General features: G+C 73.0%; 14 protein-coding genes. 11 read left to right on the plus strand and 3 right to left on the minus strand.

Annotation, left to right across the window (positions count from 1 at the left end):
* Positions 1-16: 16 nt before the first annotated feature.
* From ACGFIG_RS24975 to ACGFIG_RS24985, 3 genes are all read left to right on the plus strand, one after another.
* Positions 17-3,172: a type 2 lanthipeptide synthetase LanM family protein gene (locus ACGFIG_RS24975; RefSeq protein ID WP_393006748.1), complete on the plus strand. Its 3,156-nt coding sequence runs from the start codon at positions 17-19 to the stop codon at positions 3,170-3,172.
* Between the two features lie 12 nt (positions 3,173-3,184).
* Entirely contained in the window at positions 3,185-3,391 is a 207-nt protein-coding gene (locus ACGFIG_RS24980) for a hypothetical protein (protein WP_393006750.1), read from the plus strand.
* Positions 3,392-3,512: 121 nt separating this feature from the next.
* The gene (locus tag ACGFIG_RS24985; protein ID WP_393006752.1) at positions 3,513-6,419 is read left to right on the plus strand and encodes an ATP-binding protein; all 2,907 of its coding nucleotides are present in this window, start codon (positions 3,513-3,515) and stop codon (positions 6,417-6,419) included.
* Positions 6,420-6,563: 144 nt separating this feature from the next.
* On the opposite strand, the gene ACGFIG_RS24990 is transcribed toward ACGFIG_RS24985, so the two are convergent.
* From ACGFIG_RS24990 to ACGFIG_RS25000, 3 genes are all read right to left on the minus strand, one after another.
* Positions 6,564-8,315: an exo-alpha-sialidase gene (locus tag ACGFIG_RS24990; protein ID WP_393006754.1), complete on the minus strand. Its 1,752-nt coding sequence runs from the start codon at positions 8,313-8,315 to the stop codon at positions 6,564-6,566.
* Between the two features lie 147 nt (positions 8,316-8,462).
* A complete protein-coding gene (locus ACGFIG_RS24995; RefSeq protein ID WP_393006756.1) occupies positions 8,463-9,128 on the minus strand; it encodes a hypothetical protein in 666 nt (221 codons plus the stop codon).
* 115 nt (positions 9,129-9,243) lie between these two features.
* Complete coding sequence (locus ACGFIG_RS25000) at positions 9,244-9,975, minus strand: FadR/GntR family transcriptional regulator (protein WP_393006757.1); 732 nt, start codon at positions 9,973-9,975, stop codon at positions 9,244-9,246.
* Between the two features lie 215 nt (positions 9,976-10,190).
* Here ACGFIG_RS25000 and ACGFIG_RS25005 point away from each other — a divergent pair, with 215 nt between their 5' ends.
* The 8 genes from ACGFIG_RS25005 (at position 10,191) to ACGFIG_RS25040 (ending at position 19,512) form a co-directional block, all read left to right on the plus strand.
* Complete coding sequence (locus tag ACGFIG_RS25005; RefSeq protein ID WP_393006759.1) at positions 10,191-11,735, plus strand: ABC transporter substrate-binding protein; 1,545 nt, start codon at positions 10,191-10,193, stop codon at positions 11,733-11,735.
* A 108-nt stretch (positions 11,736-11,843) separates the two neighbouring features.
* Positions 11,844-12,800, plus strand: coding sequence for an ABC transporter permease (locus ACGFIG_RS25010; protein ID WP_393006761.1), 957 nt, complete (start codon positions 11,844-11,846; stop codon positions 12,798-12,800).
* Positions 12,800-14,758, plus strand: coding sequence for a dipeptide/oligopeptide/nickel ABC transporter permease/ATP-binding protein (locus ACGFIG_RS25015; RefSeq protein ID WP_393006763.1), 1,959 nt, complete (start codon positions 12,800-12,802; stop codon positions 14,756-14,758). The genes ACGFIG_RS25010 and ACGFIG_RS25015 overlap by 1 nt, the downstream gene beginning before the upstream one ends.
* Positions 14,755-15,828, plus strand: a complete 1,074-nt coding sequence (locus ACGFIG_RS25020) for an oligopeptide/dipeptide ABC transporter ATP-binding protein (RefSeq protein ID WP_393006765.1) — start codon at positions 14,755-14,757, stop codon at positions 15,826-15,828. The genes ACGFIG_RS25015 and ACGFIG_RS25020 overlap by 4 nt, the downstream gene beginning before the upstream one ends.
* A complete protein-coding gene (locus tag ACGFIG_RS25025) occupies positions 15,825-16,763 on the plus strand; it encodes a dihydrodipicolinate synthase family protein (RefSeq protein ID WP_393006767.1) in 939 nt (312 codons plus the stop codon). Before ACGFIG_RS25020 ends, ACGFIG_RS25025 begins: the two co-directional genes overlap by 4 nt.
* Before the next feature lie 2 nt (positions 16,764-16,765).
* The gene (locus ACGFIG_RS25030) at positions 16,766-17,764 is read left to right on the plus strand and encodes an ROK family protein (protein ID WP_393006769.1); all 999 of its coding nucleotides are present in this window, start codon (positions 16,766-16,768) and stop codon (positions 17,762-17,764) included.
* Positions 17,761-18,441, plus strand: a complete 681-nt coding sequence (locus ACGFIG_RS25035) for an N-acetylmannosamine-6-phosphate 2-epimerase (protein WP_393006771.1) — start codon at positions 17,761-17,763, stop codon at positions 18,439-18,441. Before ACGFIG_RS25030 ends, ACGFIG_RS25035 begins: the two co-directional genes overlap by 4 nt.
* A 102-nt stretch (positions 18,442-18,543) precedes the next feature.
* Positions 18,544-19,512, plus strand: coding sequence for an acetylxylan esterase (locus ACGFIG_RS25040; RefSeq protein WP_393006851.1), 969 nt, complete (start codon positions 18,544-18,546; stop codon positions 19,510-19,512).
* Positions 19,513-19,581: the final 69 nt, after the last annotated feature.

The following is a 19,581-nucleotide window of genomic DNA, read 5'->3' on the forward strand; positions in this document are numbered from 1 at the left end:
CCGGCACGATACCGGCGTGGAGAGAGCGCGGACGCGGGATGCGGTAGCGGTGAGCGGTGCGGGCGGCGCCTGGTGGGCGGCCGGCCTCACGCTCGCCGAACGGGTACGGGCAGCCGACCACGGCGGGCCCGTCGCCGCCGACCCCGTGTCCCCGCACGCCGTGCAGCGGTTGCAGGACTGGCGCTCGGCGTACGAGCTGGGCACGACGGGGCAGTTCGCGCACCGCCTGGCGGCCCTGCGGATCACCGAGCGGCAGTTCCTGGCCCTGCTCGACCAGCCGCCGGCGGCGCTGGCGGCCGGGTCGGGCGTGCCCGCCTGGGCCGAGTTCACCGAGCGGGCGCTGGGCCTCGCCCCTGAGGGAGCGACCCACCTGCCCGTGCACACCCCGTGGTCCGACGCGTTCGGCGACGTGCTGGCACCGTTCGTCACGGCTGCCTGCGCCGACCTGCGCCAGCGGGTGCGGGCCCCCGGGACGGCCACGGTGGTCGACCTCGCCACGGTGTACGCCGGGTTCGCCGACACGCTGCGCGGCAGGCTGGTCGCGATGGCCTCGCGTACCTTCGTCCTGGAACTCAACCGCGCCCGCGTCGCGGGCCGACTGGTGGGTCCCACGCCCGAACACCGGTTCGCCGCCTTCGTGGCCGACCTCGCCCACCGCGAGCGGCTGACCCGGGTGCTGACGGACCATCCCGTCCTGGCGCGGCTGCTGGCGACCGCCTGCCGGCACGCCGTCGAGGCGACGGCCGAGCTGCTCGACCGGTTCGTCGCGGACCGCGCGGAGATCCTCAGCCGGTTGCTCGGCGGCCGCGATCCGGGGCCGCTGGCCGGGCTCGACGCGGCGGGGGACTCGCACGGGCACGGGCGGGCGGTGGCGCTGCTGCGCTTCGCCTCCGGCGCCCGCGTGGTCTACCGGCCGCGCCCGGTCGCTGTCCACGTGCACTTCAACGAGGTCCTGGACTGGCTGAACGCGGTGCTGCCCGACCTGGAGTTGCGCACGCTGACCGTGCTGGCCCGCGACCGTTACGGGTGGATCGAGGTCGTCGACCGTGCCGACTGCTCGGAAGCCGCCCAGGTCGGGGCGTTCTACCACCGGCAGGGGGCGCTGCTCGCGCTGCTGTACCTGCTCGGTATGACGGACATCCACCACGAGAACCTGATCGCCTGCGCCGACCAGCCCGTACTCGTCGATGTCGAGACGCTGCTGCACCCCGACCTGCCCGTGCCGTCCGCCGCGCCCGACCCCGCCGCCCGGGCGCTGCGGACGTCGGTGTACCGCACCGCCCTGCTGCCCCAGCCGCTCATCGGCGATCACGGCCTGCTCGACATCTCCGGCCTGGGCGGCGACCCCGGCGCGCAACAGCTCCGGGAGGCCGTCGGCTGGGCGGCGGCCGGCACCGACACGATGCACCTGGTACGTCGTCCCGCGCCCGTGCGGGCGGCCGAGAACCGTCCGACGCTCAACGGCGTCCCGGCCGACGCCGCCGAGCACACGGCCGAGCTGCTCGCCGGCTTCCGCGCCGCGTACCGGGCCATCGGCCGGCGGACCGAGGACCTGACCGGCCCGGACGGCCTGCTACGGCGGTTCGCCGACGACGAGCTGCGGGTCATCGTCCGGTCGACGCGGACCTACACCGTGCTGCTGAGCGAGTCCACCCACCCCGACGTGCTGCGCGACGCGCTCGACCGGGACCAGATCTTCGACCTGCTCTGGGCAGCCTCGGTGGACGACCCCATGCGCGAGCGACTGGTGTCCCGGGAGATCGAACAGCTCTGGGACGGCGACGTCCCCCTGTTCACCTGCCGTCCCGACGACACCGACCTGACCGGTGGTGACGGCGTCCCGTTCGTCGACGTGCTCGACGAGCCGGTACTGGCGGCCACCCTGCGCAAGATCGCCGGCATGGGTGTGATCGACCGACGCGACCAGGAGTGGATCGTCCAGGCCGCGCTCGCCGGCCGGCTCGGCGGGGCGCGCCACGAGTGCGCCGGGGCCGCGTCGGTCCGGTGGGAGGCGACGGCACCGGACCCGGGCCGGCTGCTCACGGTCGCCTGCGGCATCGCCGACAGGATCATCGCGGACGCCTACGACGACGGCGTGTTCGCCAACTGGCTCGGGCTCGAGCCGTTGGACGGCGGGTACAGCACGGTCCTGCCGCTGGGCGCGGGGCTGGGCAGCGGATATCCGGGCACCGCACTCTTCCTGGCCGAACTGGCCCGGCTCGCGGACGTCGACCGCTACGCCGAGGCCGCCGGCCGGGCGGTGCGCCAACTGCCCCTGCTGCTCACCGCGATGGGGGACCGGCCGCACCTGGCGAGCACCGTCGGCAGCGGCGGGTTCACCGGCCTCGGGGGGATCGCGTACGCGGCGGCCCGGCTCGCCGAGCTGCTCCGGGACGACGCGCTCGGCGACTCCGTCGAGACGGCGGTACGCCTCGCGGCGATCGCCGCCAAGACGGACACCAGCCTGGGCGTGCTCGACGGGCTCGCCGGCTGCCTCGCCGCGATGCTCGCCGTCCACGAGCTGACCGGTCTGCCGCTCGCGGCCGAGACGGCCCGCGACTGCGCCGAGCGGCTGCTGGCCGCCCCCGCGCTGCCCGCGCAGGCCGGCTTCGCCACCGGTACGGCCGGGATCGGCTGGGCCCTGCTGCGATTCGCGCAGGTCGACAGCGACGAGCGGTACGCCGAGGCCGGCAGGGCGTTGGTGGCCCGCGCCGCCACCGGCCCGGTGCCGCAGCCGTCGACGCACTCGTGGTGCCACGGCGTCCCGGGGATCGCGGTCGCCATCGCCGACCAGGGCCGGTTGCTGGCGGATCCCGCGCTGGCCGCCTTCGTGGACGGCGCGGCGAGCGCTGTGTCGAAGTCCGGGCTGGTCAGCGACCACAGCCTCTGCCACGGGGAGTTGGGCCGGCAGGAGATGCTGTCGGTGGCCGCCGCGCACGGTCGCCAGGCCGCCGTCAGGGTCCGCTTCGCGCAGGCCGGACAACTGGTCGCGGCGCTGGACCAGGCCGGCCCGATATGCGGTGCGGCCGGCGGCGTGAGCGTCCCCGGCCTGCTGGACGGCCTGGCCGGGATCGGCCACGGACTGCTCCGTATCGGCTTCGCCGATCATGTGCCCTCGGCACTGCTGCTGCATGCCGAGCCGACGACATCCGGACGCGGTGTCGAGAACTAGAAGGGGGACAACATGCGGGACGACGTGACCGCTCCTCATCCGGCGGGACCGGTGGCGGAGCACGAGTCAGCCGACACGAACCCGGCGGGCGAGATCAAGCTCAGCTTCCTGGGGCACATCGGAAGGCGGTCGGGCATCCTCACCGGACTGATGGTGGCCGCGCCCGCCATCGCGGCCATCATCGACACCGGGGGCACCGGGGGACACTCGTCGTCGTAGCCGCCGGCCGGCGAGCGGCACCCGCTCGTGTCGTTTCATCGACAGCGGGTGCCCCGCGTTGGACGCGGCAATGCGGGTGCCGCTCACGTTAGCCTGCGGCATGCGCTTCTCCTCGCCGGTGATGATCGGACGTGACCCCGAGCTCAGCGCCGTCGACGCTCGACTGACGGCCACTCGGGACTCGTCCGGCGGCACGATCTTCGTGATCGGCGAGGCGGGGATCGGCAAGACCCGGCTGGCGGAGCACTGCGCGCACGCGGCGGCGGAGGCCGGCATGGAGCTGCTACGGGGCCGTAGCAGCTCCACCGGCCCCATCGTCCCGTTCCGCCCGCTGACCGAGGCGATCTTCTCGCTGTCGCGTACGGGCCGGCTGCCCGACAACACGGAGCTGGCGCCCTACCGGCCGGCCCTGGCCCGGCTCGTCCCGGAGTGGCGGGATCCCACGGTGCCGGAACGGGTGGCCTCGATCGTCGAACTGGCCGAGGCCGTACTGCGGCTCGTCGCCGCCGTGGCTGGCCGCCGGGGCTGCGTGCTCATCCTCGAGGACATCCACGACGCCGACGCCGAGACCCACGCCGTCGTGGAGTACCTGGTCGACAACCTCGCCGACCTGCCCATCCTGATGGTGGCCACCATGCGGCCGGGCAGCGGCCCCGCGACCGAGCTGGCCTGGGCCGCGGCGGTGCGCCGGTCCGCGACCGTCGTCGAACTGCGCCCCCTGTCCGGGCCGGAGGTACGCGAACTCGCCTGCGCCTGTCTCGGCACCGATGCCCTGCCCGCCGAACTCACCGACCGGCTGGTGCACGACAGCGAAGGCAACCCGTTCGTCGCCGAGGAGCTGCTCAACAGCATGATCGGCGCGCGCGCACTGGTCCGCGACGACGACGGCTGGCGGTTCACCGACGACTCGGCCATCGCGTTGCCGAACACCGTCACGCTCAGCGTGACACGCCGGTTGGCCAGCCTCGACCCGCAGGCGCGGACGCTGCTGCACACCGCCGCGGTGCTGGGCCGTCGTTTCCCCGTGGCCGCGGTCCGGGCGGCGACCGGCCTCGAGGAACGGGCCATGCTGGGCCACCTGCGGTCCGGGGTGGATGTCGAGGTGATCATGCCCGACCGGTCCACACCCGACTGGTACTCCTTCCGCCACGCGCTGACCGCCGACGCGATCCTGGCCACGCTCACCCCGGCCGAACGGTCCGCGCTGGCGAAACGCGCCGCCGACGCGTTGGAGTCGGCGTACGCCGGGCTGCCCGGACACTGGTGTCAGCTCGCGGCCGAGCTCAGGCAGACCGCCGGCGACCACCACGCCGCGGGTCTGTTGTTCGCGGAGGCGGGTCGACGGGCACTGGGCGACGGCGCCACCACGTCGGCCGTCACCCTGCTCGACCGCGCGTACGAGCTGATGTCCGACCCGCCCGACCCCGACGCCCGCGCCCGCATTCTCGAGTCGCTGCTCAACGCCCTGGCCGAGGCCGGTCACGCGAACCGGGCGTTCGCCCTGGTCAACGACGCGACCTGGGTGAACGCCGTGACCCTCGGCGTCGAGCAGCACGTCAGCATCCGGACCCGCCTCGCCTGGGTGGCGGTCATGACCGGCCGGTGGTCCGACGGCGCGTCCCAGGTACGCATCGCCCGGGCGGTCCTCGGCAGCGATCCGCCGCCGGGGCCGGCCGCCCAGGTGGACGTGGTCGAGGCACACCTGATCTTCGGCGACGGCGACGGCGGCGGCCGGACCAGGCAGGCCGAGCAACTCGTGCTCCAGGCCCTGGCGGTGGCCGAACAGGTGCCGATGGCGGAGACGGCGTGTCAGGCACTGCAACTCCTGGCCGTGATCGCCCGGGGCCGCAGCTTCGACGAGGCGGAGTCCTACCTGACCAGGATGCTGACGACGGCGGAGGAGCACCGGCTGCCCCTGTGGCGCATCAACGCGCTGTTCCGGCTCGGGGTCAACCAGAGCATGCGTACCGGTGAGCAGACGCTGCTGCGCCAGGCGGAGCAGGCCGCGCAGCTGTCCGGCGCCATCATGCTCCGGCACAGCATCGAGGGCGTGTACGCGATCCGTGCCGTGATGCAGGGCGACTACCCGACAGGCGACGAACTCGCCGCCCGGTGCGCCTCGGCCACCGCCCGGCTGCGCAACATCGACGACCAGCAGTTCGCGCTGGTCACGGCCGCCGCCTCCGCCGCCCACCGCGGCCAGCGGCGACTGATGGAGCGCCGCCTCGAGGAGTTCCGGGCGGCCGGTGGGGGAGAGTCCGGACACGTCCCCCTCGCCTACGGCTTCTGCGAGGCCGTCTGCGCGCTGCTGGAGGAGGACCGGCCGGCGGCGATCCGGGCCCTCGACCTGGCCCGGGCGTGGGAGGACGACCATCCGAACACGTACTACATGACGGGCCGTTTCGGCCTGCGGCCGCTCCTCGACGCGCTGGCCGGGTCACTGGACCGCACGGGCATGGACGCGGTGGCGCTGGCCCCGGGCGCCGCCCTGCGCTGGAACCGGCAGTTCCTGCACCTGGCGAAGGCGGTGGTGCTCGGGCGCGCGGGGCAGAGCGAGCGGGCCGCCACGGAGGTCGCACTGGCCCTCGACGCCGCCGCGCCGTACCGCATGACCTACCACCTGGGACTGCGCCTCGTCGCCGAGGCGGCGCTCGCCGACGGGTGGGGCGAGCCGGTCGCCTGGCTGCGGGCGGCGGAGGACTACTTCCACAACGTCGACGCGCCGGTCGTCGCCGGGGCGTGCCGGGGTCTGCTCCGCCAGGCCGGTGCCTCGCTCGGGCAACGGCGCTCGGGCCATGACCGCATCCCGGCCCCGTTGCGGGCCGTCGGGGTGACCGTACGCGAGCACGAGGTGCTCGTGCTGCTCGCGAAGGGCCACGACAACCAGGACCTCGCCACGCTCCTGCATCTCTCGCCGCGTACGGTCGAGAAGCACGTCGCCAGCCTGCTGCTGAAGACCGGGCACGCGAACCGCAGGGCCCTGCGCGACAGCGTGGACGACCTGCTGCGGGCTCCGCCGCGCCCGTAGCCGGGCGACGTCGGCCGGCACCGGTCGCCGAGGCCCTGCGACCGGGCGGTGGCCCGCCCGACCCGGCGGTCCCCGCCCCCGTGGGGACCGCCGGGCCCTGCCGGGTGCCGGTGGTGCGTGCGACACCCGGCAGGGGTCGCGGGGTCAGGCTCCCTTCACCCAGTCGAGAGTGAACCGGGCGAAGTGGATGCCGCCGGTGTCGCCGACCTCGTACAGGTCGCCGACCGTTCCGTCGGCAAGCACGGCCATCGTGGAGTAACCCGCGCCGCCCGGCTTGAGCAGCGCCCGGGCCGGCCAGCTGGCGCCGTCGTCCGTGGAGAGTCGTACGGTGAGGTCGTTGCGCGCGCTCGGGTGCGCGTTGTTGCTGAACAGCGCCGTACGGGTGCGCACCGGCGCCCCGTTCGCGCCCACGTCCGACGGGCGCAGGTAGGACAGCTCGTCGGCGTTGCACAGCGGATCGGTCAGCACGGCACTGGCCGTGGCCGGGCCGAAGGTCGCGCCGCCGTCGATGGAGGTGGCGTAGAACCGGCTGCGGGTCGAGTTGTGGCGCATGTTCTGCACGACGGCCCCGGTGCCGCGCTCGATCGCCTTGCTCTCGTTGATGTTTCCGCCGGCGGATCCGCCCCGTCGCCACGTCACGCCGTGGTCGTCGCTGTAGATGTTGCCGGCGTGACTGGTGCCCGCCGCGTCCCGGTAGGCGATCGGCTGGACCAGGCGGCCGGTGCTGGTCTGGATGCCGTGGCCGGAGGAGAAGAACACCTGCCGCCAGGCCGGGTCCTTGATCGCCGGGTTCAGCTCCACCGGAGCGCTCCAGGTGGCGCCGTCGTCCCGGCTCGTGATGTAGCGCAGGTGCATGCTGTTCGGGTCGTCCGCGGTGTTGAGGCCGGAGCTGCCCGACCAGAAGCTGACGCCCGGCCGGGGGGAGTAGGTGAAGAAGCAGTAGACGGTGCCGGTGGCACGGTCGACCAGCAGGCTGGGATCACCCGCCCCCTCGCTGGTGGTGGCGGGGGCGTGGATGACGCGTGGCTGTTCGAAGGTGCGGCCGCCGTCGGTGCTGCGGATCATGGCGATCTGGATGTTGTTGGTGCCGCCGCCGAGGTCGTACGAACCGTTGATCCGCGCGTCGGCGACGGCGATGACGGTGCCGTTGTTGGTGACGGCCAGGCCCGGGATCCGGACCGAGGCCGCGGTGCCGTCGTAGCGACCGCCCGCGCCGTTGAGGTTGCGGATGACCGATCGCGTGGTGAGCAGCGTCGTCGTGTTCATCTGCGGGGTGCCGGCGGCCATGCCGCAGGCGGCGGTGCCCCGCAGCGTCGTGTCGAAGCCGGCAGCGGTGACCCGCAGGGTGTACGGGGTCCCGGCGGGGACCGTCCAGTAGTGCAGGTGGTTGCCGCCGGCGGCCACCGTCGTGGTCCACGGCGAGCCGGCGCGTCCGGGCCACGTGGGGACGAAGGTGCGGGCGGTCGTGGTGCGGTTCTCCAGCGCGAGTTGCAGCCGGCTCGCCGTGCAGTCGAAGCTGGCCAGCGCGGACATGCCGGTGCCGCAGTGGAAGATGCCGGCGGAGGTGTCGTCCAGTCCGGTCGGGGTGGTCGTGCGCAGCGTGTAGGCGGTGCCGGCGGCCAGGGTCCAGTACAGCTGGGTGCTGCTGCCGGCGGCGACCGTCCGGGTCCAGGGGGAGTTGAGCCGCCCCGGCCAGGTGACGGTGAAGGTCTGTGCGGTGGTGCTGCGGTTGTCGAGCAGCAGGTTGAGTCGGCTGGTCGTGCAGTCGGCGCTGGCCGTCGCGGTCACGCCGGCGGGTGCGGCGTGCGCCGGCGTGGCGGGCAGTACGGCCGCCAGGCCGAGGACGGCGGCCACGGCCGCCACCAGTCGGCGCGGTGTTGCTCGGACTCGGGACACGGGGATTCCTTCCGGGACGGGGGTGGGGCGGAAGTCGAATCAGCCATAAGACGTCGGATGTCCGACGTCCGTGACGCTAAGGGGCGCCGACGGCGATCGTCAAGGGATCGACGGACGGCAGCCGTCCATCAGGGACGGACCGGGGCGCTACCGCGAGTATTCGGCGTGCAGTTGCGCGGACGGTCGACGTCGGTCCGACTGGCGCCAGGTCCGTCCCATGCCGATCTCGGCGCAGCAGTGCGTCTCCGGTACGCGGGCCCGATGGGCCGGACACTCCTCGGCCAGGATGCGGATCTGGTCGGCCTCCAGCTCGAACGCCCTGCGGCTGCCGGTGAGGATCAGCGTGTCGGCGGCGACGTCCCACCGGAGATGATCGCGAAACTCCCGATGCCGGGTGCGTTCGTGCTCGGCGGTCGAGGGCACCGGCCACGCGTCGCCGGGTAGGACGACACGATGCGGCCTGCCGGCCCCCAGCCGGGAGCGGACCTGCTTCCACCGGGACGGCGGGAACGCGAGGCGGTGGTGCAGCAGCACCAGGTCGAGTGGGCGTCCCCAGGCGTGGTGGGTGGGCAACTTCGCGCGGCGCAGTGGGAGGTGGACGATCGTGTGCGGCGACCGGGCGGCCAGGCCCCATGCCTGGGCGAGCATCACCGCTGTCTCCTGGTCGAGGCAGAACTGGGCGCCGAGCCGGCCCTCGTAGAGGCTGGCGAACGCCGGCGCCTGCGCCGGCCGCACGACTCGGTACCGGTGAGGGCCGAGCCGGACCGTGCTGACCACGACCGGCCAGCTGCTTCCGCCCAGCCGTCGACCCACGCGGCAGCACCTCCGAGCACCCGTCGCCTCGCCGTCCGGCGAGCATTGTCACCGGATCCGACGCGAGACGGCGAGCGGGTTTCCCGGCGGCGGGGTCCGGCGGTCGGGCCGCGCCTCAGGGCTGTACGGCGCGCGCGATGCTCGCCCTGATGGGCGCGTAGTGCTCGGCGATGGCGGAACGCAGGCGCTGCGCGTCGCCGGCCGCGACCGCGTCCACGATCGCGCGGTGCCGCTGGGCGGTGATCACGCGGTCTTCCGGCTCGATGCACAGGGTGGGTGCCACGATGGCCTGCACCTGCCAGAACGCCTCGGTGAGTTGGAGCAGCAGGTCGTTGCCCAGGGGCTCCATCAACTTGAGGTGGAATGCCCGGTCGACCTCGAGGAAGTCCTTCCCCTGGGCGGCGAGCCCTTCCATCTCGTCGGCGAGCGCGGCGAGCGCCGCGCGGTGCTCGTCGTCGAGGACGCCGATGGTCTCGGCCGCCAGCCCCTGCTCGAGGGTCTGCCGGACGTCCACGACCTGCCCGAGCACGTGGTGGTCCTCCTCGCCGCTGAGCAGGCCGCGAAACGCCAGACTCTCCACCAGGGCGTTGAGGGACATGCGGCCGACGAAGGTGCCGTGACCGTGCCGCACCTCGACGATGTCGAGGGCGGAGAGGATCTTGACCGCCTCCCGGACGCTCGAGCGGCTGGCGCCGACCGCCTCGCACAGCTCCACCTCGGTGGGCAGGAGATTGCCCGGCTTGAGGCGGTTGCGCAGGATGTACTCCTTGATCCTGGTCGCCACCTCCTGCCGGCGGGGACCCGGGCGCTCCGCGCCGCGTAGCGGACTCGCGTCGATGGTCGTCATCTGCCCCTTGCCCTTCGTTCACGGATCTGAGACGCTCACCCTATCGGCATCAGACGTCAGACGTCATACCCATACCTTGGATTCCCCCGGCGCGAGCAATCCTGCGAGCGCATAGAGCCTATGGAGGCATCTCCGTGAGCACCACTGGTAAGCCGTCCCGGAGTCGGCGCGTCCCTCCGCGCCGGGCTCGCTCTCTGGCCGTCGTCTCCGCCGCCGTGAGCCTGACGCTCGGGCTGGCGGCCTGTAGCGGCGGCCCCGCCTCGACCAACGCCGTCGGCGACGGCAAGGGAGGGGCGTCGATCGAGACCACGTTGGCGTTCACCCTCTCCAGCGGGTTCGATCCCGCGAACGCCTCCTCGGCGGTCGCGACGGCGGTCAACCAGCACATCTTCGAGGGCCTTGTGGATCTTGACCCGGTCACCCGGGAACCCTACCGGGCGTTGGCCAAGGACGACCCGGCGACCAGCGCCGACGGGCTCACGTACACCGTGGCGCTGCGGGACGGCGCGAAGTTCTCCGACGGCACCCCCGTCACGGCCGAGGACGTCGCCTGGTCCTTCACCAGGGTGCTCAAGCCGGCGGACCCCAAGTCGCCACCGCTGATGCAGGGGTTCGTGTCGTTCATCGACTCGGTCAGCGCCAAGGACGCGACGACCGCCGAGTTCAAGCTCAAGTACCCGTTCGCCCTGTTCGCCGAGCGGATCTCCGTCATCAAGATCGTCCCCAAGGCGAAGACCGCGGACGCGGCCGCCTCGAAGGCCTTCGACACGGCACCGATCGGCTCCGGCCCCTTCAAGATGGACAGCGCGTCCAAGGAGTCGGGCATCAAGCTGAGCAGGAACCCGACCTACGACGGACCCCGTCCCGCCAAGGTCGAGACGATGACGTGGAACACCACCACCGAGGCCTCGGCCCGCGTGGCCGACCTGCAGGGCGGCCGGGTCCAGGCCATCGAGTCGGTGCCGTACCTGAACGTCGACTCGCTCAAGGGCAAGTACACCGTCGAGGCGAAGCAGGCCTTCAACCAGGTCTTCCTTATGTTCAACTCGGCGGCGGCGCCGTTCAGTGACAAGCGGGTGCGGCAGGCCCTGCACTACGCGATCGACACGGACGCGGTCATCAAGACCGCGCTCAACGGCTACGGCACCGCGGCGAGCAGCTACCTGGACGAGGGCAACAAGGACTACCAGAAGGCCGCCACGGTCTACGACCACAACATCGAGAAGGCCAAGGCCCTGCTCGCCGAGGCCGGCGTCACGAACCTCTCCTTCCAGCTCGACACCACGGACAACTCCGTCGTCAAGGACGTCGCCCCGCTGGTCATCGAGCAGTGGAAGAAGATCGGCGTCAACGCCAGCCTCAACACGGTGCCCTCCTCGGCCATCTACGGCGACATCGTGCCGAAGGACACCTTCCGGGTGCTGATGGCCTCCGGGGACCCCAGCGTCTTCGGCGTCGACACCGACCTGCTGATGCGGTGGTTCTACTACGGCGAGACCTGGCCGGGACAGCGCTACCGCTGGAGCGACGCGAACCGCAAGGCCATGGCCGACCTGCTCGACAAGGCGGCGCAGACCTCCGACGAGGCGGCGCGCAAGGCGATCTGGAAGCAGGCGCTCGACATGGTGGCCGAGGAGGCCGCGCTGTACCCCATCCTGCACACCAAGGTCGTCACCGCGTACGACCCCGCCAAGCTCTCCGGCTTCGCGGGTGCCGCGACCACCGGCCTGTACTTCCTGGGCGCCAGCCGGACCGGCTGAGCCCGCCCCGGAGGGGGCCGGCCCCCGGCCCCTCCGAAGTCCCGCCCGGCCCGTACACCCCCGGACCGGGCGGGACGTCTCGGCGGCCCTCGACGAGAGAAAGACACCATGCTGAGCGTTCTGAGCCTGGTCGCGCGACGACTCCTGACCCTGATCCCCCTGGTCCTGGGCATCACGCTGTTCGTCTTCGTGATCATGCAGTTCTCCCCGATCGATCCCGCGCTGTCCGTTCTCGGTGACCAGGCGACCCCGGCGCAGGTCGCGGCGTTCAAGGCCGCCAACGGCCTCGACGACCCGCTGCCACTGCGCTACCTGCACTTCCTGGGCGACCTGGTCCGGGGCGATCTGGGCATGACCTTCCCGCCGTCGGTTCCGGTCGCTGACAAGATCGCCACCGCGCTGCCGCTGACGATCCAACTGACGGCCCTGGGCGTCGTCGGCGCCCTGGTCATCGCGCTGGCCCTCGGCATCCCCGCAGCGCTGTACCGGGACCGCTGGCCCGACCAGGTCATCCGGTTCGTCTCCATGGCCGGCATCGCCATGCCGTCGTTCTGGCTGGCTCTCCTGCTCATCCAGGAGTTGTCGGTGCGGCGCCCGGTCTTCCCGACGGGCGGGTACGTCAACCCCACCGACTCGGTCACCCTCTGGTTGCAGTCCCTCGCCATGCCCGCGCTGGCGCTCGCCGTGCCGGTCGGCTGCGCGCTCGCCAGGATCGTGCGTACGTCGATGGTCGAGGAACTCGACAAGGACTACGTCCGTACGGCCATCGGCGCCGGGCTGCCGCCCCGCGTCGTGATCGGCCGCAACGTGCTGCGCAACGCGCTCGTCAACCCGCTCACCGTGCTGGGCCTGCGGATCGGCTACCTCATCGGCGGCACGGTCGTCATCGAGGCCATCTTCTCGCTGCCCGGCATGGGCACCCAGATCATGAGCGCGGTGCAGCAGAACGACACGGCCCTCGCGCAGGGGACCGTCCTGACGATCGCCGTCGGTTTCGTCGTCGTGAACCTGGTCGTCGACATCCTCTACCTCTTCGCCAACCCTCGACTGCGCGGAGCCCACTGATGCGTCGCACCTTCACGGCCCGGCTGTCGCGCCCCGGCATCGCCTTCAGGAGACTCAGCGTCACCTCCCGGATCGCGCTCGGCTTCGTCCTGCTCATCGTCCTGGTGGGCGTCTTCGCGCCCCTGCTGATCCGGTACGACCCCGCCCAGACCGGGCTCGGCCCGGCGCTGACCGGTCCGAACGGCGACCACTGGTTCGGTCTGGACAAGCTCGGGCGTGACGTCTTCTCCCGGCTGGTGGCCGGCACCCGGCGGTCCCTGATCGTGGGCTTCGGCGGCGCCGGGATCGCGCTGCTGGTCGGCGCGATCCTCGGCGCGCTCGCGGGAACCAGCCGGCCCGCGGTCGACGAGGCGCTGATGCGCTGCCTCGACGTCGTCATGGCCTTCCCCGCCATCGTGCTCTCCGCGCTGCTGATCATCTCCTTCGGCAAGAACAGCCTGCTGGTCCTCGTGATCGCGATCGGCTTCGTCTTCACCCCGTCCGTCGCGCGGATCGTGCGCGCCAACGTGCTCTCGCAGTACCGGGAGGACTACGTTGCGGCCGAGCGGATCATCGGCGCGCGGCGGCTGCACATCCTCTGGCGGCACGTCCTGCGCAACTGCGCCGCGCCCATCCTCGTCTTCGTCACCGTCATGGTCGCCGACGCCATCGTCTTCGAGGCCTCCCTCTCCTTCATCGGCGGCGGGCTGGCACCCCAGGAGGCGGAGTCCTCGTGGGGCTCCGTCATCGCCTTCGGCAAGGAGATGGTGCAGATCGGTGGCTGGTGGGCCACCTTCTTCCCCGGCCTGCTGATCCTGCTCACCGTGCTCGCCCTGAACGTGCTCTCCGAGGGGATGTCCGACGCCTGGGCCGCCCCGGCGGCCCGGCGCGCCACCGTCTCGCCGGCCGCCGATCCGCTGGTGCGGGCAGAGACCGGCCCGGGTGAGGTCGTCGAGCTGCCCGGCCTGCCGGAGGCGGCGCGGCGGCTGCGCGAGCGGGCCCGTCCGCTCCCGCAGGGCGAACCCGTCATCGAGGTCAGGAACCTGTCGATCGGCTTCGAGGGACGCCACCGGGGCGTCGACATCGTCGACGACCTGACCTTCGACGTCCGACCCGGCGAGGTCGTCGGCCTGGTGGGGGAGTCGGGCTCGGGCAAGTCGCTGACATCCCTCGCGGTCATGGGGCTGCTGCCCAAGGGCGCCAGGGTGCGGGGGGAGATCCGCTTCGAGGGTACGGACCTGCTGACCGTGAGCACGAAACGACGGCGGGCCCTGATGGGGCGCGAGATCGCGATGGTCTACCAGGACGCCCTCTCGGCCCTGAACCCATCGCTGCGCATCGGCCCCCAACTGGCGCAGATGATCCGCCGTGGCGGCACCCGGTCGGCCGAGGAGCTGATGGGGCTGGTGGGCCTGGACGCCGCTCGCACCCTGGCCGCGTACCCGCACGAGCTCTCCGGCGGGCAGCGGCAACGGGTGGTGATCGCGATGGCCCTCTCCCGGGACCCGCGCCTGATCATCGCCGACGAGCCGACCACCGCGCTCGACGTCACGGTCCAGGCGCAGGTGATGGAACTGCTGCTGCGGCTGCGGGACCGGCTGGGCTTCGCGCTGATCCTGGTCAGCCACGATCTCGCGCTGGTCAGCGACGTCGCCGACCGCGTCGTCGTCATGTACGGCGGGCAGATCGTCGAGAGCGGGGTCACCGCCGACGTGGTCGGGGCCCCGGCGCACCACTACGCCCGTGGGCTGCTCGGCTCCGTGCTCTCGCTGGAGGCCGGCGCGCAGCGGCTCACCCAGATCCGCGGTGTGGTGCCGTCCCCGGCCGACTTCCCGCCGGGATGCCGGTTCGCGGACCGCTGCCCCATGGCCACGCAGGTCTGCCGTGACACGGCGCCCCGCCTGGAGGGCACCGCCGCCCACGGGTACGCCTGCCACCACCCGGCCGTCACCGTCAGCGAAGAGGAACTGGCCCGATGAGCGCGACAGTCCCCGGTCAGCCGATCGTCGAGCTGCGCGACGTGCACGTGGTGCACCGCACCCGCGGCGGCGGCATGTTCAACCGCGAGCGGGTGTACGCCCTCACCGGCGCGGACCTGACCGTACGCGCCGGGGAGACCATCGGCGTCGTCGGTGAGTCGGGCTGCGGCAAGTCCACGATGGCCAAGGTGCTGGTGGGTCTCCAGCGACCGACGAGCGGCACGGTCAGCTTCGCCGGCACCGACGTGTGGTCGATGAGCGCGGCGCAACGACGCGAACGCATCGGTTCCGGCGTCGGCATGGTCTTCCAGGACCCGGCCACGTCGCTGAACCGTCGGATGCCGGTACGCGACATCCTGCGGGACCCGCTCGACGTGCACCGCCGCGGCACCCGCACGCAGCGGGAGGAGCGGGTCGACGAGCTGATGGCCCTGGTGGGGCTGCCCCGCTCGGTCGCCGACGTCCTGCCGAGCCAGCTCTCCGGAGGGCAACGCCAGCGGGTGTCCATCGCGCGCGCCCTGGCGCTGGAGCCGGGCCTGGTCATCGCCGACGAGCCCACCAGCGCCCTCGACGTCTCGGTGCGGGCGCAGATCCTCAACCTGCTCCTGGACCTCAAGGACCGCCTCGGGCTGGCCATGGTCTTCGTCTCGCACGACATCCAGACCGTCAAGCGGATCAGCGACCGCGTGGTCACCATGTACCTCGGCCGGATCGTGGAGCAGGCGCCCGCGGCCCTGCTGCCCGAGGGCGCCCGACACCCGTACACGCGCGCGCTCTTCTCCGCCACGCCGGGTCTGCTCTCGCCCATCGACCCCATCCCGCTCGTCGGCCCCGTCCCACTCGCCACCCGACCGCCCAGCGGATGCCCGTTCCGCACCCGCTGCTGGAAGGCCACGGACGTGTGCGCCACCGAGCTGCCGCCGCCCGAGCGGGACGCCGACAGCGCCGGGGACCACGAGTTCCGGTGCCACCACCCCGTACCCGCTGGATCCAGCAACGCCGAGCTGGTGGAACTCGCCAGAGCCGCCACCGGCCGCACCACCCCCCTACACGTCGAGGAGACAGCGTGACCACGCCAGCCCCGCGGATCGCCGGCGTCGTGCCGCCGGTCGTCACCCCCCTGACCGAGGAGGGCACGGTCGACGTCCTCTCCCTGGAGCGACTCGTCGAGCGGCTGCTCACCGCCGGAGTCGACGGCATCTTCGCGCTCGGCAGCTCCGGCGAGACCGTCTTCCTCACCGACAGCCAGCGCGACCAGGTCCTCGAGACCGTCGTGAAGACCGTCGGCGGCAGCGTGCCCGTCATCGCCGGCTGCATCGAACCGACCACGCGCCGGGTCCTCGACCGCGCCGAGGCGTCGACGCGCCTGGGCGCGGACGGCCTGGTGGCGACGGCCCCCTTCTACGCCATCGTCGGTCCCCACGAGATCGAGCGGCACTTCCGCGCGATCGCCTCGTCGGTCGAGCTTCCCCTGTTCGCGTACGACATTCCCGTCTGCGTGCACACCAAGCTCGCCACCCAGCTGTTGACCCGGCTGGCGGCGGACGGGGTCATCGCCGGCGTCAAGGACTCCAGCGGCGACGACGTCGCCTTCCGCCAGCTGGTGCTGGCGATCGCCGAGCGGGCGCCGGACAGCGGGTTCAGCCTGCTGACCGGGCACGAGGTGGTCGTCGACGCGATGATGCTCGCCGGTGCCTCCGGCTCCGTGCCCGGGCTGGGCAACGTGGACCCGGCCGGTTACGTGCGACTGCACCGGGCCTGCGTCAGCGGCGACTGGGAGGCCGCCCGGCACGAGCAGGACCGGCTGACCCGCCTGTTCCGGATCGTCGACGCGGCCGACCCGGCGACCTCGGCCGGGGCGACCCGGGGCGTGGGCGCGTTCAAGACCGCCCTGGCCCTGCTCGGTGTGATCGACAGCAACGCCGTGTCCCTTCCCCTGCGGCCACTCGACGCGGACGAGACGACCCGGGTGCGTACGCAGCTGGAACTGGCGGGGCTGCTCTGAACATGTCCGAGGCACACACGCCCCGAACCGTCGCCGACGAGGCGGTCGCCGCGCTCGACATCGGCGGCACCAAGACGGCGGCCGCCATCGTCACGGGGCAGGGTGAGGTCGTCGACCGCGTCACCGCCGCCACCCCCGGCAGAGCCGGCGCGACCGCCATCCTCGACACCGCCGCCGACCTCGTCCGCCACCTGCGGACGCGGGCACCGGGGACCGGCATCCGTGCCCTCGGCGTCGGCAGCGCCGGCGTGGTCGACAGCGCGACAGGCCGGGTGCTCTCGGCCACCGACGTCCTGACCGGCTGGGCCGGCACCGACCTGGCCGGGCGGCTGCGGGAGCTGCTCGCCCTGCCCGTCGCCGTCATCAACGACGTGCACGCGCACGCCCTCGGCGAGGCGCGCCACGGCGTCGCGGCCGGACGCGAGACGGTGCTCCTCGTCGCCGTCGGCACCGGCATCGGCGCCTCGTTCGTCGCCGGCGGCAGCGTGCTCGCCGGCGCCCACAGCGCGGCCGGCCACGCCGGTCACCAGCCCTCCCCGTACGCCGGGTCGCTGCCCTGCACCTGCGGGGGACGGGGACACCTCGAAGCGCTCGCCTCCGGGCCCGGCCTCGCCGCCGAGTACGCGCGGCGTACCGGCCGGCCGGTCGACGACCTGCGGGCCGTGGCCGCGCGTGCCGAGGACGGCGACGAGACGGCCGCGGCGGTCGTCCGGCTGGGCGGGACGGCCGTCGGCGCGGCGGTCGGCGGGCTGGTCAACATGCTCGACCCCGACGTCGTCGTGGTCGGCGGCGGCGTCACCGGCCTCGGCGAGCCCTGGTGGCGGGCGCTGCGTGACGCCGTGCGGCGGGAGACGTTGCCCAGCCTGGCCGGCGTGCCCGTCCTGGCCTCGGCACTCGGTTCGGACGCCCCCCTGCTCGGCGCCGCCTCGCTCGCCTGGGCGGCGGCGCGGGGCGACCATGGGCAGGGCCGGCTCCACCACGACATCCGGACAGCGTCGTGAACCCGCTGATCGCGCAGCTCCGCCACCGCCTGGTGGTCTCCTGCCAGGCGTACCCCGGTGAGCCGATGCGGGACACCGACACGATGCGCCGGGTCGCCCTCGCCGCCGCCGAGGGCGGGGCGGCCGGCATCCGCGCCCAGGGGCTGGCCGACATCGCGGCCATCCGGGACGCGGTCGACCTGCCGCTGATCGGGCTCTGGAAGGACGGCGACGACGACGTCTTCATCACCCCCACGCTCGAGCACGCGCTGGCCGTCGCCCGGGCCGGCGCGCACGTCGTCGCGCTCGACGGCACGTGCCGACCACGGCCCGACGGCCGGACCGTCGCCGAGACCGTCGCCGCCGTCCACGAGCGGACCGGCGCCCTGGTGATGGCCGACTGCTCCACCCTCGAGGAGGGGATCGCCGCCGCGGCGGCGGGAGCCGACCTGGTCGGCACGACCCTGGCCGGCTACACATCGTACACCAGCAAGGGGCCGGGCCCGGACCTGGACCTGGTGGCGCAGCTCGCTGGCGCGATCGACGTGCCGGTGGTCGCGGAGGGCCGGATCCACACCCCGGCGCAGGCGGCGCAGGCGCTGCGGGCCGGCGCGTGGACGGTGGTGGTGGGCACCGCCATCACCCACCCCACCACCATCACCGGCTGGTTCGCCTCCGCCGTGGCACACGCCGGCTGACGGGCGGGGCGCGTCCGGCGGTCCTGTCCCCGGCAGGCGTCGCCGGCGCGGCACACAGGTCAACGACGAATCGACGATCCTGCTGGCACGGAGGTCATGACTGTGGCTCTGAGCGATCTCACCCTCGCCGACTGCTGGGCGTACCGGCCCGACCTGGCCGTCCCGGCGGACCTGGGTGCCTTCTGGGAACGGACGCTCAGCGCGGACGCACCGGGCCCGGCGACGTACGAGCCCGTCGACACCGGGCTCACCCAGGTCCGTACCTTCTCGGTCGTCGTGCCCGGGTACGACGGCGACCCCGTGTACGGCTGGCTGCACCTTCCCGCGCAGGCCAGCGGGCCGCTGCCGTGCGTGGTCGAGTACCTCGGCTACGGTCGTGGCCGTGGCCTGCCCCACGAGAAGCTGTTCTGGGCCGCCGCCGGCTTCGCCCACCTGATCATGGACACCCGTGGCCAGGGCTGGAGCGCCTCGTCCGGCAGTACGGCCGACCCGCACGGCTACCCGGCGGGCACCGTTCCCGGCTTCCTCACCCGCGGCGTCACCGACCCGGACGACTTCTACTACCGCAGGCTCGTCACCGACGCCGTGCGGTTCGCCCGCGCCGCACAGCGGCATCCCGCCGTCGACGCCGACCGTGTCGTCGTCACCGGCGTCAGCCAGGGCGGCGGCCTCGCCCTGGCGGTGGCGGCGCTGTTCCCGGGCGTGGCCGCCGTCATGCCCGACGTGCCCTTCCTGTGCGACTTCCGGCGAGGTGTGCAGGTCGCCGCCCGTGGCCCCTACGGTGAGATCGCCGAATACCTCAAGCTGCACCGCGACCGGAGCGGCCAGGTGTTCGGCACGTTGGCGTACTTCGACGCCGCCGTGCTCGCGCCCCGCGCGACCGCGCCCGCGCTGTTCTCCATCGCGATGATGGACCAGGTCTGCCCGCCCTCGACCTGTTTCGCCGCCTACCACCGTCACGGCGGCCAGAAGGAGCTGCGCGTCTACGAGTTCAACGACCACGAGGGTGGCGGGGCGGAGCACCAGCTCGAACAACTCGCCTGGCTGCACAAGGTGCTCGGCCGGGGATGAGCCCGGCCGCCAGGCCCCCGGGATGAAAACCGGCCGCCAGGCCCCGAGCCGTCGCGGCGGGGCCTGGCG

Source organism: Micromonospora sp. NPDC049048, from assembly GCF_043197615.1.
In the GTDB taxonomy this organism is placed as follows: Bacteria; Actinomycetota; Actinomycetes; order Mycobacteriales; family Micromonosporaceae; genus Micromonospora.

Bases quoted from the DNA above. Each gene is read 5' to 3' on its own strand.
- ACGFIG_RS24985 (WP_393006752.1), top strand. From the start codon at position 3,513: ATGATCGGACGTGACCCCGAGCTCAGCGCCGTCGACGCTCGACTGACG.
- ACGFIG_RS25000 (WP_393006757.1), bottom strand. From the start codon at position 9,975: ATGACGACCATCGACGCGAGTCCGCTACGCGGCGCGGAGCGCCCGGGT.
- ACGFIG_RS25015 (WP_393006763.1), top strand. From the start codon at position 12,800: ATGCGTCGCACCTTCACGGCCCGGCTGTCGCGCCCCGGCATCGCCTTC.
- ACGFIG_RS24980 (WP_393006750.1), top strand. From the start codon at position 3,185: ATGCGGGACGACGTGACCGCTCCTCATCCGGCGGGACCGGTGGCGGAG.
- ACGFIG_RS25020 (WP_393006765.1), top strand. From the start codon at position 14,755: ATGAGCGCGACAGTCCCCGGTCAGCCGATCGTCGAGCTGCGCGACGTG.
- ACGFIG_RS25030 (WP_393006769.1), top strand. From the start codon at position 16,766: ATGTCCGAGGCACACACGCCCCGAACCGTCGCCGACGAGGCGGTCGCC.
- ACGFIG_RS25010 (WP_393006761.1), top strand. From the start codon at position 11,844: ATGCTGAGCGTTCTGAGCCTGGTCGCGCGACGACTCCTGACCCTGATC.